The sequence below is a fragment of the Sphingobium sp. SYK-6 genome, from assembly GCF_000283515.1.
GTDB classification, from domain to species: domain Bacteria; phylum Pseudomonadota; class Alphaproteobacteria; order Sphingomonadales; family Sphingomonadaceae; genus Sphingobium; species Sphingobium lignivorans.
On sequence record NC_015976.1, the window covers coordinates 2,946,532 to 2,962,930 of the forward strand.

Consider the following 16,399-nt stretch of genomic DNA (forward strand, 5'->3'; position numbering starts at 1 on the left):
CTGGCGATCACGCTACTTGAATCATCGTCGGCACGATCTTGCGCCAGCGGAAAGAGATCGCAAGCAATCCCAGGCCGATCAGGCAAATGGAAGCATCGACGATCAGGGCCATGCCGTCATCGACGCCGAGCACGATAGAATGCCACACCGCAAGGGCGATCAGCAACGCGCCTGTTCCGGCTCGGCCGATCCGCGTCAGACTGGTGGGCGAGAGGACAGGCGATGCGCCGAGCGAGGCGAGGCTGATCCCGGCCCAAATCGAGATTGGTAAGGTGACTGCAGGGGTGAACAACGCTGCCGACGCCGCCCCGGCCAATGCGAGCGGCTGCCCCCAGACGGTCGCGGCCCAGACGCGTTCCCAGCCTGGCACCGGCCTGCCCTTGTCGCGTCGTCGCGCCAGCCAGATGTTGACGCCGCCAGCTGCCAGATAAGTGAGGCCAAGCCCCAGCAACGCATAGGCAATCTTGACGATGCCGCCGCCGAACCAGCCAAAATGCAGCGGACCAAGCGACCCTAGAATCTGCTGGCCCACATTGTTCTGCGCTGCTTTCTGCTCGTAATAAAGCCTCCCGGCGCGATCGAAGGCGTAGACATCGCTGCTGGCGATGCGGGATGTGTCGCTTTCCACCTCGAACATGGCGGCCGCGCCCTGCTCGGTCGGATGTTCGGCAATGAGATAGCTAATGCGCGCGCCCTGCGCCTGTTCGGCCACGCTGGCAAACAGCGGTCGCAGATCGATCGGCGGGGCAGGACGCTTGTCTTCTGCCGGATGGGGCGGCGTGAAGATGGCATAGACCTTGGCGGTATCGCCCTGAAACACGGCAAGGCCGATCGCGCCGATAATGACCGTGCTGAGGCCAAGCAATGCGCCGGTCAGCGAGACGGTGAGGTGGAAAGGGAGTGCCCACACGCCGAGGCGATTGTGCAGATCGGCTTCCTGCAGTCGCCGCGATCCCCCGAGCCGCAGATGGAAAGCATCGCGGAAGATACGCGGATGAGCCAGCAATCCGGAAATCAATGAGGAGAGCAGTGCAACGCCGCTCAGCCCGACGATGAAGATACCCCTGCTCTGCGGCAAGTGCAGGTTGATGTGCAGGCGCGTCAGGAAATGCGTCCAGCTTTCGCGCAATTCCCCGGTGATGCGTCCCGCGCTGTCGACGATCCAGGTGGTCCGCGTGCCATCTTCGGTATCGACCCGCAGGGTGGGCCAGGGCCGCTCCTCGCTGGGCATCAGGATGAAGACGTGCTCGACAGCCCCTTCCGTGCGCGCCATCGCTTCGCGATAGGCCGCCTGAGCGGCTTCGCCGGAGAGGCGCTCCATGCGCTCGGCGCCCGGATTCTCCCAACGATAGAATTCGTTGGCGAACACGGCGATCGCTCCGGTGAGGCAGACCAGATAAAGAAGTGCGGCGAAGGCGAGGCCCAGGCCACTATGACCCTTGAGTACCGCGCGCACGAGATCAGGCGACGGGAAGGATGCCCGCTTTTTCGTCTTCATCATGTCAGCCCCTTCAACATGGCTGCGCCAAAGCCGATAACGGCCGTGCCCACGAGTACGGCCGTCGCGCGCAGGATGCGGCTGTCGGCAAGGGTCCATGCCATTGCACTCCCCCAGGCAAATGGCACGATCAGGCCACCGATCAGCAGCCGTGTCTGAATTTCACCGGGCGCCCAGACGGCATAGCTGATCCCCAGCCCCATGGCCGCCACCATGCCGATGGGGCCGGCGAGCGACCAGCGCAAGGTGGTGCGCCACGCGCTTGGTGCCCGCTCTGCAGGCTCCGGGGCCAGCCCTTCCCGCGCGGCACGGCCTGCCCGGGCGGGACGGAGCGTATAGCCCGAAGCGATGACTCCGAGTGCCACGACGGACAGCAGCGTCACCGCCACGAACGGGCCGCGCGCCTCGCCGATCGCCCATGCCGGCCAAAGCAATGTGACGACGAGCAGAGCAAGCCCCACCGAGCGCCAACGGGCCTTGCCTTCCTTGAGTCGCCATGCCCGGCGCAAGGACCATGCGCCGGCGAAGCAGCCGGCAATGATTGCAGCGATGGCTGCCAGGAATCCCGCGTCACTCAAAACCCGGCCTCCAGCACTACGCCGATGCTGCGCGGCGCACCAATCACGGCGAAATTGGTAAAGTCATTGACGTACTGGTCATATTTCTCGTCGAACAGATTGTTGGCGAAGAGCGAAAGCCTCCAGTGATCGGCTTCATAGCCGATCCGCGCATTGACCAGCGTGCGCGCGCCAACGCGGCTGTCCGCCTGCGGGATCGACACGTCGGTCATCACCGCGCTGCGATAGCTGGCATTGACATTGGCATTGAAGCCGCCCCCAAATCGCACATTGGCCCCTCCGGAGAGCGTCCATTTCGGCGCATAGGGGAACTCCAGACCCGAAAGGTCGGTGATCGAGCCGACATCGGTCACGAACTCGTCGAACTTCGTGCGGGTATGCCCCACGCTCGCGTACCAGTCGAAGCTCCGCGAGACCCGGTGCGCCACTTCGAGCTCGAAGCCGTAGATGTGCGACTTGCCGGCGTTGACCGTGTGCGTATCATAGGTTCCATTGCCGAAATTGGCGGTGGTCTGCTGCTCGGTCCAGTCGATGTAGAAGGCATTGGCGTTGAGAGTCAGCCGACCATCCAGCCACGCCGAGCGCAGGGACAGCTCATAATTCCAGGTAAATTCCGGATCATAAGCGAACAGCTGTGATCGCGCCGTGTTGAAGCTGCTGCCACCCGAACGATAGCCGCGTTGCACGACGAAGGCAGTCGAAAGATCGGGCGTCCACGCCATTTCGATCCCACCCTTGGGCAGGAACGCGTTAAATTTGCGGGTGCCGACCGGCGCAGAGCCGTTGGCATCTTCCACCAGCCCCAGGACAAAGCCGTTCAGGGCCGTGATCGCGCCATCGAGCGGCGCCGGGTAGAGCGTTGCGTCCGGCAACGTGCCGACGAATGTCGCGATCGCCTCGCCGCCGATCTTGTTGCGCTCATGATCATAGCGGAAGCCGCCGATCAGCGACAGCTGATCCGTCAGCCGATACCGGGCGTCGGCGAACACCGCCATGGTTTCGACCTGCGTCGGGAAATCCGACGTATAGTCGACCGGGATGTTGGGCAGCGCAGCGGTGTAGATCGCCGCAACCTGCTGCGCTGTCGCGGCGCCAAGACTGGGCGTGAGCGCATTTATAATCGTGCTGGCTGGGGTCGGCACCAGTGTGACCTGATGCGATCGGCGATATTGATCGCGATTATAGTAAAACAGGCCGACAAGTCCGCTCAGCCGATCGCTCTCATAGTTTAGCCGCAATTCCTGCGTGAAGGTTTTCGCGCCGCCCGCGATGTCACTATAGGCGATGCTGGCGGCCGAGGAATCTCCGTCATATTTGCGGATGAAATCGGTGTCGGTCCACGTGCCGAGTGCGCTGAGAGACAGGCCACCGCCCAGATCATAGCGCAAATCCAGCGTCACCTGATCATTATCAACATCGCTGCTGTTGGGATAATCGGACGGGTTGGTTCGCGTATCGAAATAATTGCCGTTCGCACGATCGACATAAACGAACAGATAGCCGCCCTGCGTCTCGAAATGATGGTAGTTCAGGCGCGCCTCGAAATCAGGGAGAGCCGAAGGCGTCCAGAGCAGCTTGCCGCGCACCGAAACCGAGTCGACGGGGTTTTCGGGTGCCTTGCGAGTGGGGTTGTAAATATATCCATCGGAATCGCGCTTTTCGGCAGAGATTCGGAAGGCCAGTTCGTTCGCCACCAGCGGTCCGCCGCCGGCAATCGCGAACTGAGTGGTGTCGAAGGATGACACGAGCGCGCGGCCCTTCACGCCCCAGTCGAAGGTCGGGTCCTGGGTGCGGATATGCACTGCGCCGGCGAGCGCGTTGAGGCCCTGGATGGTGGACTGCGGTCCACGAAAGATCTCGACTTGTGCAACATCCCACATGTCGGTGGGGCCGTTGGAGAGGATGTCCTGCTGAACCGGGGCGCCATCGACGAAAACGGTGGCCGTCGCAGCATCGCCGCCGCCCGAAACACCGCGCTGATCGATGCCGCGGATCGAGAAGCCGGAAGCACCATAGGTCTCGGAGACGTTGGCAGTGCGCTGATAAATTTCCTGAATGGTGAGGACATTCTCTTCCTCGAGACGCTCAGCGGTCACGACGCCCACCGACGCCGTCGTTTCCTGCAAGCTGCGCGACGCCTTTTCGCCCGTGACGATGATTTCCATCGGCTGATCAGCAGGCGCGATATCCTGTGCGAGTGCCGCAGCAGGCCATGCGAGAACGGTGAGCAGCGACGTGGATAGCAGGCAATTGGCGTTCATGGGTCCCCCTGACGTTCGTAAGGGGAGCCTCTATTTTTCACGCTAATGCGAGTCAAATGCAAATAGATGCTGTCTCGCCTTATGCGACGCAGAATTTTAATGTGATGAGCCACGCTCAGGTGTCCCGCCTGCTGGTATCGGCCGACCGCGTCACCGGCGTCGAGGTCCAGCGGAACGGACGGATCGAACAGATACAGGCTGACGGCGAGGTCATCCTTTCATCCGGTGCGATTGGCTCTCCGGCCATTGTTCGGCCGGCGCGTTCTGAAAGGAGGATCCCATCTCTGCGCGGAGAATTATTGCAAGCGCTATCGCCCGGCGGCGCGCTATCCCCAGACCATCGACACGGCGACGTCCTAAATCGGCTTCCGCTGCGCGCGCGACTTGCCTTCGCACTGATTGCTAGAGCGTATTTCCAAATCCAACCGTCCCAGCTGTAGCTCGGACGGTTCCTCCATAGCAGACGATTGAATCAGGAACCGGCTGTTCCCAGATAGTGTCTGCCTAAGGAGGAAGGAATCGAGATGGCCGGTGGATGGTCACGCGATGGCGCGGTACAAGATCAGATCGACGATACAATCAACGACGCAGTCCGTGCCGCCCGGTCACGCATACACACGGGCGAAGGCAGCGAGCATTGCATCGATTGCGGCGAACGCATCCCTGCCCGCCGACGCGAGGCGCTTCCTGGCGTCCGTACCTGTGTGCTTTGCCAGAGCGAACAGGATAAAGCGGTGGTTCATTCGACGATCAACCGACGCGGAAGCAAGGACAGTCAGTTGCGGTAAACCTGTCGGAATGAGGCGGGTGTGCGAGGCGTTGCCAGTCAGTTCCGTTCACATTCTTCCCTGACAGACCCATCTGGCGAATTTCGGTAGGCCACTCCCCTGTCACCGCTTCACTTTGCGGTCCAATCATTTTGCATCGCTCTCCTCTCCGCGGCGGCATCCAGGGGATCTCCGCTGATCTGGGTATCGATGTAGGCCATGATGGCGGCATTCCCGCTGCTCGCCATGCGATAGTCAGCCTGGGTCTGGGGCTGATATGCGACCAGCGCGCGCACGGCCCAGCTGCCTTCCTCGCGGCAGGCCACGCCTGCGGTGGAAGAGGTCTCGAAGCTCCGACATAGATTGCCGCCAGCGTCACGGAACGTCAGGCGAACCTGCACCTGCTGATCAGATCCACCCTCGTGGCTTGCGCTCGCCAGCTGTGTATCGAGCGCGGCGAGCACCTGCGCGTTGACAGCAAGCCCATGCTGCGGCGCTGTATCACCGCCAGTGAACATATACCCCCCCATGAATCCCGCAACAAGGGCCGCCGCCACGCCAGCCCAGCGCGGCAAGCCAGAGCCGGGGACGACGCGCTTCATGCGCGCGCTTGCCAGGCCCGCCACCCTGGCATCCTCTCGCGCCACAGCGCTGATCCCGGCGGGTACCGGCGCTGTGGCTATCGGACCGAAAGCCGCGCGCAGCTGCGCCTGCAACTGGCGTTGCGCTTCCAGCTTTTCGCCCAGCGCCGGAGTCGCTGCGACCAGCGCCGCCACGCGCTTCGCCTCGGCCTCGGGCAACTCGCCGTCCAGCCAGGCGTAAAGGGTCTCATCGTCAATCATCGGGTCAGTCATTGCCTCATCCTTCGCCGACAAGCGCCAGCAGCGCATTGCGTCCTCGCACCAGCCGACTGGACAAAGTGCCAACGGGTATGTCCAGTATCTCCGCAGCTTCGCGGTAGCCGCACCCTTCGATCAGCACGAGCGCGACTGCCTCACGCTGGTCTTCCGGAAGGCGGGCCATGGCAGCCATCAGCCTGTCGAGGTCCAGCCGCGCCTCCAGTCCCGGGCGTGGATCTTCGCCCACCTGTTCACCAACCTCTTCCGGTAGCAGCCGCGCCATCTCCCTGCTCCGCGCACGCGCCGTGTCGATCCAGGCATTGCGCGTGATCCTGTACAGCCAGCTATCGAGCCGCGTGCCCGGTTGCCACTGGCTGCGGGCCCGCAGCGCGCGCTCAACGGCGATCTGCACCAGATCGTCTGCATCGACAGAACTGCGCGAGAGCCCGTGCGCAAAACGCCGCAGGCGCGGCAACATGGCGGAGAGGCCTTCTTCGAATGCGTCCAAGCCCTTTCCTTTCAGCGTCGTGGATGAAACGACCCTCGCTCTGCGTTTCATCCATAGCCGGAAAAAATGATAAGGACCGACCATGGGAAGACAATCACCTGCAATTCTCGTCATGACCGCGCTGCTCACCGGTGCGGCACAGGCACAGCTGCTCCCGGGGAATATCGGCGCACTGCCGGGGCAGGTGGCAGGTCGGGTGATCGATCCGCTCCTGGGGGATGCCGCTGCGAGCCTTGGCAACACAGTAAACGGCCCTGTAGATACGCTGAGCGTGCGCGCCGTCCAGACGCTGAACCGCGCCTCGCTGCGCGATCTGCGCCTCGAGCGCCTGCAGGCGCTCATCCGCGCGAACCGCGAGGTGTTGGAGGCCGATGACGATGGCCAGCCGGTGCGACGCGGAGAAATCATCGCGCTCGATGCCTCACCGGCCTTGCTCGCGCGGGTCCAGGCCGCCGGTTTTTCGATGTTGCGCGAAGATGAGATGGAAGGGATCGGCGTGCGCGTCCATGTGCTGAGCGTCCCGCGGGGGGAGTCCGGGCGCAAGGCGCTGGAACGTTTGCACAAACTCGCACCGGAGGGCGCTTTCGATCTCAATCATGTGTTCGAGCCAGCCGGCAGCGCGCTCGGCGCGGCGGCGGGCGCTGCTGCAGCGGCCGCTCGCAGCGTCAGGGATCGTGGTGATGCCATCGGCATGATCGACGGCGGCGTGGCCGCTCATCCAGCGCTTGCCGGCGCCTCGATCCGCCAACGCGGCTTCGCGGACGGCGGGCTGAAAGGAAGCGGGCATGGCACGGCCATTGCCTCGCTGCTCGTCGGCGAGGAGGGGGCTTTTCGCGGCGCCGCTGCCAGCCGTTCGCTGCTCGCCGCTGATGTCTACGGCGGTGACCCGGCCTCAGGATCGGCTGAGGTCATCGCGCGGGCGCTGGGCTGGCTGGTAGCCGGCGGTGCACGGGTCATAAACATTTCGCTCGTCGGCCCGCCTAACCGGCTGCTGGCCCGCGCCATCGAACTGGCTCATGAGCGCGGCGCCACTATCGTCGCCGCCGTGGGCAATGATGGACCGGCCGCCCCACCCATGTATCCGGCGTCCTATCAGGGCGTGATTTCCGTAACGGGCGTGGATGCACGGGACCGGGCGCTGGTCGAGGCCGGGCGCGCCGCCCATCTCGATTTCGCTGCCCCCGGCGCGGACATGGTCGCCGCATTGCCCGGCAAGGACTATACCAAAGTGCGCGGCACCTCCTTCGCGGCCCCGCTCGTTGCGGCGCGACTGGCGGCGGCCGGTGGTTCGCCGGCAAATCGGGTCGCCATTGTGGCTGACGAGGCCGTCAGCGGGCACGGAAAAGTCGGGCGCGGCATTGTGTGCAAGATGTGTCGCACGGTGCCCGCAACGACTCGCTGAGAAAAAATTCTGGCGTCGGGGATGAAGTCGCAGACCCTCATCGTTCTTCTTTCGACGGGCGGCCATCGAGCGGCCCGCATCTTGAAGGAGATGAGACATGAAACGGATTTTGATCACCACTCTCGTCGCTGCCGTTTTTGCGCTGCCCGCGCAGGCGCAGCTCCTCGGCAACGTCGGTGGCTCGCTCGGCGGCACGCTGGGCGGTGCGGGCAATCTCGGTGGCACGCTGGGTTCAGCCTCGCAGAATGTGAACGGCACACTGTCCGGTTCGGGTCGGGCTCACACCAGCCGGTCGGTCGACACGCGTTCGGGCTCGGCGAGCGCCAGTGCGGGGCTCGCCGGCACGGTTGCCGGAACGGTCGATAGCGCGACTTCGGCGACTGGCCCGGCAGGAACGTCGGCCAGTGGTGGCGGCAAGCCCGGCACCAGCCAGAGCATCGACAAGAGCGCCAGCGCCTCAATCCAGGGTGTCGGTTCGGATGACTCCCGCAGGACTGCCGGCGACGTCGTCGGCACCACTCGCGACACGGCGCGCGGAACCTCCGATACGGCTCGCAACAGTGCGCAGGGCACTGCAGATACGGCGCGCAACGCGGCTCGAGGCGCGGCTGAAACCGCTCGCGGTACGGCGTGGGGCGCTGCCAGCACGGCGACGCGCGACGCCGTCGACGCGGCTCGCGCGGTTGAAGTCAGCGGGTCAGTCGAGGGTTCGGGCTCCGGCGCGTTCGGCCAGCCCGCCAGCGCCAGCGACGAATAAAGTCCCAGCGTCGCCGTCGGGCAACGCCGCGTGGGACAGGTCGTCCGGGAACGTGCTCCGGGTTCGATGAGGCCGGGGCACCTTTCTTCGATGACGATCTGGTCAGGCCAAATCCTGACCGCCACGAGGAGGGTTCCGGCGCGGGGTCGAGGGGAGAGCGATCGAAGGATGATCGGTCATAAGCGTGTAGACATTGCTGCCATATCCATAGTCCAACATTGCTTTGTTGAAGTGCGCAAAAGCCTCTTCCTAGTTTCGCGCTTGGATCGATGCATTCTTGTCTTCCAGCGTGCTCATCTCGCTATGGTTAGCGTTCGATGGTGAAGACCGCGGTAAAACTGAAACACGGCAGTGCAACTATTCGTCAGTCTATGACCATGGCGGTTTCTTGATGTGAATCCGCGTTACCGCTAACCGCGCGAGGCCCCGAAGGCGGCAAGGCTCTCCTCCATGTCAATCCCGCTTTCGGACACGCCCAATGAAATCGCGCTTGCCAATCTGTACGCCTTTCATGCGCAGGATGTCATAAGCGGTCGTGGCGTGAAAATAGAAATTCGGCTGGGAGAAGGATAGCAGGAATTCCTCGGCGGAAAAGTCTATGGCATTAGAGCCAAATTCAAAGCGCATGTCCTGCCCGATGAAGCTTTCGACTTCCTCGGCACTTGTCGCTTCAAGTGCAGCAATAGCTCCGGCGACGCGTTCGCGCAGTCCGTCGAATGTGGTGGGCGGTATGGAGGTGTCCGGCGAGAAGGTCCCATTTCTGACGCCCTCGATGGCACCGATCGAATGCACGGTGGTCGATTTGACCTGATAGGCGAAAGGAAGCATGTCGTCCGCAAGACGTGCCTGAATGAGTGTCTCGGGTTCAATGCCTTGCTCACCACAAAAGGCCTCGGCTTTGCCGATCAGGTTCGAGATCGAATTGAGGATCTGCAAATAGGACGGGATTGTCGCGGCATAGAGTGTGAAGGCCATTGCGCTGACTCCTGCAAAGGTTGGGCATTCCTGCGCGCGGTTGGCGGGCGACGTCAATTTGAAACCTAGCCCAACGCCGGTCGGTCGAGCAACGGTACTGCTGGAGGTCAGCGCGTCTGGTCCACTTCGCCGACAAAGCGGGCGCCCCCCTTCCCGATCCTGCGCGTTTCGAGAAGGTTGATCAGCCTAGATACTCGCTTCTCCCGGAAGTTCGCGAATGGCAGACGCGCCAAGCTGTTGCCTGAGGCGCGTGACGTCGTGCCACACCGTCGACAGCCGAGAACAAATAGTCGGCAGGGGATCGACAGCAGCCATGCCTGCGGCACCAGACACCAGTTCGGCCAATAAGGCCATGATCGATGTGGCCGAGATACTTCGGGTTGCCGCCTTTGGGCGGTACCATCTCTGGATTCTCATCCTCTCATGCGCCGTCACGTTCTTCGATGGGCTGGACTTTCTGCTGATTGCCTACACGCTCCCCTACATTCGCGATGAGATGCATCTGAGCGAAACGGCGATGGGCTATGTCAGCGCCGCCGCCTTTGTCGGCCAGATGATCGGGGCCCTCGCTGGCGCTTATCTCGCCGATCTGCTGGGCCGGAAGCCCATCATCCTGACATGCACGATGCTCAGCGCTTTTCTGACCTTCTCGACCGGCTTTGCACAAACGCCCGAAACCCTCATGATCCTGCGCCTGCTTGCCGGGCTGACCATCGGCGGGCTGCTTGCCCCGGCATGGTCGCTCAACATCGAGGTGATGCCGCGCGCGATGAGGGCGACATCTGTCACCATCATCATGCTCGGCTTCAGCCTCGGTGCGTCTGCCAGCGGCGCACTCACGAATCTGATCGCGCCCCACCTGGGGTGGCATGCCGTCTTTTTCCTGTGTGGCGCATTAACGCTGATCCTGGCCCTGGTCCTGCTGTTCACGCTGCCTGAATCCGTCCGCTGGATGGTTGCCAAAGGAAAACCGGCCAGCGCCGTCCTCCCGGCCCTCCAACGTCTCGCGCCGAACGAGCCTCTCGATCGCTCCAGTAGCTTCTATTTGTCCGACGAAGCGTCCTCCTCGGAACGCACCTCACCCGCCGCCATGTTCCAGCAGCTGTTCAAGGGCTGGCTGGCCTATATCACGCCGCTGATCTGGGTCGCATATTTCTGCTCCTCTTTTGCGATCTATCTCAAAACGAGCTTCGGGGTGCTTTTTCTTGAAGAGCTGGGGCTTTCCGTACCCGATGCCACCTGGCTGGGCGCCGTGACCGGCCTGCTCGGTGCGCTTGGCGGTGTGCTGCTGCTCGCGTTGACCGAAAAGCGCGGACCCGCCTGGATTGCGCTGGCTCCGGCCATCGGAGCGCCCTTCACGCTCCTTCTCGGCCTCGGCCTTGTCCTGAACGGGCCATTCTTCATTCCCGTCGTCCTGATGAGCTCCATCATGGTCGGGACGGGCCATGCTGCGGTGGTTGCGATGACCGGCATCTATTACCCCAGCGCGATCCGCGCCACCGGCGGTGGCTGGGCGAGCTTCGTGGCAAAATTCGCGTCCGTGGCAGCTCCGATCATCGGCGCCCATTTCTTTCTGGGAACCAAGGAACGCGTGTTGCACGGCTACCTCTTTTCGGCAGCTTGCCTGCTTGGGGTCATTGTCTGCGTGCTGGCTCTGGCGAAATTCGCGGCGCGATTGACCGAGCAGAAGCCGGACGCTTAGGCTATTCCGCGACGCTGGCGAGGCCATGCGAGCCGCACGCGTCCCAGCGCAACCTTGCCGTTAACGAGGATCGCGCCGGACATGGATGGGCCAGAAAGACCCAGGCAATCCTGTCTGCGCTCAGCTCCGCACCGCCCGCCCCACGACGGATTCGATCACGGCCCGATGCGCTTCGACGACAGGCTCCAGCAATGCTGCGTCGACCTTGTCGATCGTGTCATCGGCCACATGGCACCAGCGATGAATGCCAAGACCTGCAAAGGCATTCGCATAGCCGCGGTCGATGATGGAGGACAGCTCTCCCGCTCCGCCCACGACTTCGATCGGCTGCTCATAACCTGCAAGGCCGCGAAATGCGGATGTCGCGTCTGCCATCAGGCTGTGCGAAGACATGAGAACCCGCTGCGGATCCGCGGTCGACAGGAGCTGGCGATTGCGGCCGAGCACCTCATAGGCGTCGCGCGTCGCGAGGCCGGCGCCCAAATGGGTCCAGACTTGCGTCTGGGCCGGAGGCGGCCCTTCCGAAAGGGAGTGATGCGCGCCGGCAAAGTCCAGCTCATGACCGCCCGCATTGATCGCGAAGAGGGAGTGATCGGGATAGCGAATAGCGGCCCAGCGGCACAGCTCCAGGAACGCTGCCGTGCCCGGGGCGCGCTCCCCGACACAAAGCCCCCAGCCTGAGCGCGGCGTCGAGAATGCGAGCCACTTTGGCCCTGCCAGGCGACGGGCAAGGATGTTGCAGCTATTGCCGGTCGCGCTCTTCCCGGTGAGCACCAGGGTTAGAGGCCGCTGCGCTGCCACTGCCTCGACAACGGCCGGCAGGTCACGCGGCGCCATGAGGGCAATGGGGACCTCAGCAATCGGCTTCAAACGCGTGTTAAGAGCAATGATGTTTCCAGTCGGGCCCGTGGTGACGATCACGATGGCCGCCGGCTTGTGAGGAATGACCTGATCAAGCATCAGCTTGGCGTCACCGGTGAAGATGGCCGCATGGCGGCCATAAGGCAGCACGACGATAGCGATCTTGCCCGTTACGGCGCGGGCCTCAAAGGCGTCACGGACCAGAACAGCCGGCGCCGTGAGCCCGGCCGGGGGCGTCGTGATGACGACGGGCTGGGCTGCGACCGGCACATGCTTGCTCCCGAAGCGCAACTCCGACACGCCGGGCTCGAACACCGGGATCGGGAAGTCGACCTGGTTCACGTCGAATCCTGCGGCGCCAAGCCGCTCACCGATCCATCTGGCCGCGGCCAGATCTCCCGGCGATCCCGACAATTTGCTGCCAAAGGCCGCATAAGTTTCCATGTCTTCGCGCAATTGCTTCTGGAGCGGAGATGCTGGTCCATTAAGACCCGAAGAAGTCGCGTTGACGGGCCCGGGCGTTGCCGAAGCCGGAGATGCGCTGCCCAGTGCCGCCACGCCGACCAGCCCGACAGAAGCCTGAAGCATATCGCGCCTGCTTTGCATCGTTTCCGTTCCTTCTCCGAGCCCTTGGGGGCATTTTCAATCCGACGGGTCTTCGCGATCCCACGGCGCTACTGGCTGGGTAAAGGCGACGATGTCTTCAACCAGTGCCTGGACCAGCGGCTGAGACATCTTCACATTCGGGACCAACGCTTTGAGCCACAATGATTTTGCGGGAAATTCGGGCATCAGCCGAACGAGCCGGCCGGCGCGCACGGCGTCGCGGGAGACGAATTCACTGAGCATGGCAATTCCCGCGCCCCGCAGCGCCGCATCGCGCAGAACCATGGCTGTGTTGACAGCAAAGCGCGATGTCACATTGACGGCCAGATCGCCGGATTCGCTCTCGAAAACCCAGGTTCCGCCGATCGATTGGGACCCCAGGCAATCATGCTCGACCAGCTCGCGGGGATGCTTGGGATGCCCCTCACGCGCAAGATAGGAAGGTGCGGCACAGATCACCATCGGATGTTCACACAATGGCACATCGATCACGCCGGCATAGGAAGCGGCCATGGCCCCGATCGCGAGGTCAAAACCTTCCTCGATAGGATTCACGGATCGATCGACGAGCACGAGATCGATACTGACGCCTGCGTGGCTTTGAACGAAATCCGCGAAAAACCGCCCGAAATAGCTGCTGGCCACGGTTGTGGGGCATTTAATCCTCAAATGCCCGTCGAGTGCCTGGCGTGACCGGCGTGCACCGGAAATGACCTCATCCGTCTGCCGTACAAGGGCGCGAATGCGAGGCAGCTGCCGCTCGCCGAAAGAGGTAAGCTCGGCCTTGCGGGGCGTCCTGATGAACAAGACGGCGCCGAGTTCATCCTCCAGACGCCCGATCCGCTTCGTGACCACGGACGGTGCGATGTTGAACTTGCGCGCAGCGCCCGCGAGACTGCCGCATTCAACCACGGCCAGAAAGGCGCGCATGTTGAGCAGCGTATCCATCAGTGAGCCATGGGAGGAAGCATCGGAGGCGGCATCATTTGAAGGTTACCCGCGCGACCGCAATCCCTTTCTCACCGGCAACCGAGTAATAGAGATAGATGCGGCCATCGTCATTGAGAACGCCAGGGTCACGCAGGGCATGCTCGAAGCCGGAAGCCATGCCGCCGCGTGATGACACGAGCGGCTGATCCGCCCCTTCATAGGGCCGTTCCGGGCGGAGAACTTCGATGGGTGTTGACGCTGTCCATTCTGACCAGTCGGAACGCAGGTCGACGCTGGAATGGAAGATGCGCTCGGGCGAGTCCCCAACATTGGTGTAGAAAATATGGAGCGTTTCCCCGATCCGGGTCACCCCCGCATGGCGCATCTCGTCAAGGATGCGCGGCCCTGCCTCGAACGGCGGCAAAAAGGAGGATGAACGGAAGAACTGGCCACTGCGCAGCCAGGTTGGATAGGCAGTGGCCTTATCCGCCATGCCCAGCCCGTAATAGGCCCCCTCGTAGTCGAAGACCCGAATATAGGGCGCGCCGAATGCCCCGGATGCAGCCGTGAAGTTCAGCCCATCCGATGACGTCGCGACGAAGCTCCGCTGCGCATAGGGTCGCCCGCCATAATCGCCGCCCGGCATTTCGGTTGCCCCGTGATAATAGAGCACGATCCGCCTGTTCTCCTCATCCACGACTGCGTCGGGTGAGGCGATATGATGCAGGGCCGAGGTCTGCTCCAGACGCAACGTGCCGGCCTTGTAGACGGTCCACGGCCCCTCGGGGTGGTCGGCATAAGCGAGCCGGATGTAACCGCCCCGATGATGGCCGAAATACATATAATATTTCCCGAGGGGATTTTTGAGCCAGCTCGGCACCTTGATGACCGACGGGCCATCGATATTGTTCCCGAGTTCACTCTCCAGACCGGGCATGTCCGGGTAAATGATGGGACGGTTTCCCAGTCGCTCGGCAGTCACCGCAGAAATCTTCACGCTCTCGCTCGATCGCGATTCGGGGGCCGGAGCGGTCCCTGGCGCTGTGCTGGCGAGGACAGGGCTCGCGAGGACAGGAAGGGTCAGCAGACAAGCCAGCACGCCCGCAAGTCTGCGCCGCATCGTCCGTGCCATCGACATGTCCCTCATCCTCTCAATAAATGCCCGTACATTCAGCTTTTGTGTGCGGTTCCCTGTTCGGCTTCCGGCACCTTGCCGGCCTGGTCATGGAGGAACACGCCCTGCCTGCGCAACTCGGCTTGGAGACTTTTCACGTCGAGCGCCCGCGGCTGGACGCCGGCACCGACCGAGAGCGCGGCTGCGGCGCCTGCGGCCTGCCCGGTGAGCCAGCATTGCGGGATCTCGCGCATGAAGCCGTGGGAATTGGCATCGCAGCTGATGTGCTTGCCGCCGGCCAGCAGGCCATCCAGCTTGCGCGGCACCAGCGCGCCATAAGGCACGGAGATCACCGGATATTTGAGGCTGACCGATGGACTGACGCCAATCTCGTCCGGCAGCGCGATGCCATCGGCCCACTGGCTGCGAAGCACCTTGCCGACCCCGCCCAGACGCCGCGTGTGCCGCACGCCGAGCTGCGAGCCGCTCTGCAGCATGTAGCATTGCTCAAACCCCGGCGCATGCTCCAGGAAGAACTCGCAATGCGTCTGCATGAAGCGGTGCGAGCGGATCTCCAGCTCGGTCTGGTCGTCCACGTCGAGCGCCGAAAGGCCGGACTGGCGGGGGCCCAGGAACAGCGCGATGTCATTGCGCCACGAGACATAAGGCGGCTGGAAGAAGCCCAGCCGCTCACGGCCCAGCTTCGCGAATTCGGCATATTGCTCGGGCTCGTTGCCGCGGAACGCCAGCCAGCGATCCATGTCCACCCCGCCCAGCATGAAGCCGGTGTTGGCGCTGTGATGGACGTCGCCTTCCTCGATGTCGGTGTCGAACTCGGCCCCGGCGCGCGCGAAGATATCCCCATCGCCAGTGGTATCCACCACCACCTTGGCGCGCAGGGCCTGACGCCCGGCCTTGGATTCGAACACCACGCCCTCGACCTTGCCATCGGCCACCATCGGCACGGCGGCCCAGCTATGGAACACCAGCCGCACGCCCGCGCCCAGCAGCATTTCCTGGCTGATGAGCTTGAGCCGCTCGGGGTCCAGCGTCGGTGACCAGCAGACCGTGCCGTGGAAGGCGGCGGTGCGCTGGCCCCAGTAGCTGGCCTTCCTGGGATCGCGCGAACCCCAGTCGGCGCGCGGCGGTCCGGCCAGGCCGGCCGTGGGCAAGCGCCCCAGCACATCATTGGCGAAGCCCTGGATGACCTGCCGGCCGGTCCAGTCGGTCATCCGGTCGATCCAGATCACCAGCCCGCCGGTCGAGAGCCCGCCCAGATGATTATAGCGCTCCATGAGCACCACGTCCGCGCCCGCCTGCGCCGCCGCCCAGGCCGCCGCCGTGCCTGCCGGCCCGCCACCCACCACCAGCACGTCGCATGTGTGGTAGACGGGGATCTCGCGCGCTGGCTCCATCCACGTTCCCGTGCCATTGGCGCGCGGCAGCACCCGGCCGCCCGTCTCGAAGACGTCGGATGCCAGAAAACGATCTTCCGACTGGCGGACTTCTTGAACTTTAGGGCGATCCATGACGGACGAACCATTTCCTTTCTGCAGGATGGTGCTCATCGCACCATCCCATCATGACTGACGAAGGGCTTT

General features: G+C 63.3%; 14 protein-coding genes and 2 pseudogenes. 6 read left to right on the forward strand and 10 right to left on the reverse strand.

What is annotated here, in order from left to right:
* Window positions 1-7: 7 nt before the first annotated feature.
* Genes SLG_RS13535 through SLG_RS13545 form a run of 3 tightly spaced genes read right to left on the reverse strand, consistent with a single transcriptional unit; the run spans window position 8 to window position 4,337 of the window.
* Entirely contained in the window at window positions 8-1,501 is a 1,494-nt protein-coding gene (locus SLG_RS13535; protein ID WP_014077050.1) for a PepSY-associated TM helix domain-containing protein, read from the reverse strand.
* A complete protein-coding gene (locus SLG_RS13540) occupies window positions 1,498-2,076 on the reverse strand; it encodes a hypothetical protein (protein WP_014077051.1) in 579 nt (192 codons plus the stop codon). The genes SLG_RS13535 and SLG_RS13540 overlap by 4 nt, the downstream gene beginning before the upstream one ends.
* Entirely contained in the window at window positions 2,073-4,337 is a 2,265-nt protein-coding gene (locus SLG_RS13545; protein WP_014077052.1) for a TonB-dependent receptor, read from the reverse strand. The genes SLG_RS13540 and SLG_RS13545 overlap by 4 nt, the downstream gene beginning before the upstream one ends.
* 104 nt (window positions 4,338-4,441) lie before the next feature.
* On the opposite strand from SLG_RS13545, the pseudogene SLG_RS22500 reads away from it, so the two are divergent.
* From SLG_RS22500 to SLG_RS21010, 3 genes and pseudogenes are all read left to right on the forward strand, one after another.
* Window positions 4,442-4,564 (forward strand): annotated as a pseudogene (locus tag SLG_RS22500) (FAD-binding protein); the annotation flags it as partial.
* Between the two features lie 25 nt (window positions 4,565-4,589).
* A pseudogene (locus tag SLG_RS22235) lies at window positions 4,590-4,697 on the forward strand (formylglycine-generating enzyme family protein); the annotation flags it as partial.
* A gap of 164 nt (window positions 4,698-4,861) precedes the next feature.
* Complete coding sequence (locus SLG_RS21010) at window positions 4,862-5,125, forward strand: DksA/TraR family C4-type zinc finger protein (protein ID WP_014077054.1); 264 nt, start codon at window positions 4,862-4,864, stop codon at window positions 5,123-5,125.
* A 110-nt stretch (window positions 5,126-5,235) separates the two neighbouring features.
* Here the strand turns inward: SLG_RS21010 and SLG_RS13560 are convergent, their stop codons facing one another.
* Window positions 5,236-5,958 carry an anti-sigma factor family protein gene (locus tag SLG_RS13560; protein ID WP_041392035.1) on the reverse strand — a complete coding sequence of 241 codons (723 nt, stop codon included), beginning with the start codon at window positions 5,956-5,958 and terminating at the stop codon, window positions 5,236-5,238.
* A gap of 4 nt (window positions 5,959-5,962) precedes the next feature.
* Entirely contained in the window at window positions 5,963-6,502 is a 540-nt protein-coding gene (locus SLG_RS13565; RefSeq protein WP_014077056.1) for an RNA polymerase sigma factor, read from the reverse strand.
* Window positions 6,503-6,563: 61 nt separating this feature from the next.
* Between SLG_RS13565 and SLG_RS13570 the strand changes: the two genes are divergently transcribed.
* Both SLG_RS13570 and SLG_RS13575 read left to right on the forward strand, forming a co-directional pair.
* Window positions 6,564-7,853: a S8 family serine peptidase gene (locus tag SLG_RS13570; protein WP_231848677.1), complete on the forward strand. Its 1,290-nt coding sequence runs from the start codon at window positions 6,564-6,566 to the stop codon at window positions 7,851-7,853.
* A 97-nt stretch (window positions 7,854-7,950) separates the two neighbouring features.
* Entirely contained in the window at window positions 7,951-8,610 is a 660-nt protein-coding gene (locus tag SLG_RS13575; RefSeq protein ID WP_014077058.1) for a hypothetical protein, read from the forward strand.
* Window positions 8,611-9,063: 453 nt separating this feature from the next.
* Here the strand turns inward: SLG_RS13575 and SLG_RS13580 are convergent, their stop codons facing one another.
* Window positions 9,064-9,585, reverse strand: a complete 522-nt coding sequence (locus tag SLG_RS13580; RefSeq protein ID WP_014077059.1) for a DUF1993 domain-containing protein — start codon at window positions 9,583-9,585, stop codon at window positions 9,064-9,066.
* A 217-nt stretch (window positions 9,586-9,802) separates the two neighbouring features.
* Here SLG_RS13580 and SLG_RS13585 point away from each other — a divergent pair, with 217 nt between their 5' ends.
* A complete protein-coding gene (locus SLG_RS13585; protein WP_083853398.1) occupies window positions 9,803-11,287 on the forward strand; it encodes an MFS transporter in 1,485 nt (494 codons plus the stop codon).
* Between the two features lie 120 nt (window positions 11,288-11,407).
* Here SLG_RS13585 and SLG_RS13590 read toward each other — a convergent pair whose 3' ends face one another.
* The 4 genes from SLG_RS13590 to SLG_RS13605 all read right to left on the reverse strand — a co-directional run bounded on the left by SLG_RS13590 (window position 11,408) and on the right by SLG_RS13605 (window position 16,327).
* Window positions 11,408-12,592: a hypothetical protein gene (locus SLG_RS13590; RefSeq protein WP_051003764.1), complete on the reverse strand. Its 1,185-nt coding sequence runs from the start codon at window positions 12,590-12,592 to the stop codon at window positions 11,408-11,410.
* Window positions 12,593-12,790: 198 nt separating this feature from the next.
* Window positions 12,791-13,702 carry a LysR family transcriptional regulator gene (locus SLG_RS13595; RefSeq protein WP_014077062.1) on the reverse strand — a complete coding sequence of 304 codons (912 nt, stop codon included), beginning with the start codon at window positions 13,700-13,702 and terminating at the stop codon, window positions 12,791-12,793.
* A 34-nt stretch (window positions 13,703-13,736) separates the two neighbouring features.
* Window positions 13,737-14,804, reverse strand: a complete 1,068-nt coding sequence (locus SLG_RS13600) for a hypothetical protein (RefSeq protein ID WP_148276599.1) — start codon at window positions 14,802-14,804, stop codon at window positions 13,737-13,739.
* A gap of 50 nt (window positions 14,805-14,854) precedes the next feature.
* Window positions 14,855-16,327, reverse strand: coding sequence for an FAD-dependent oxidoreductase (locus tag SLG_RS13605; RefSeq protein ID WP_051003876.1), 1,473 nt, complete (start codon window positions 16,325-16,327; stop codon window positions 14,855-14,857).
* Window positions 16,328-16,399: the final 72 nt, after the last annotated feature.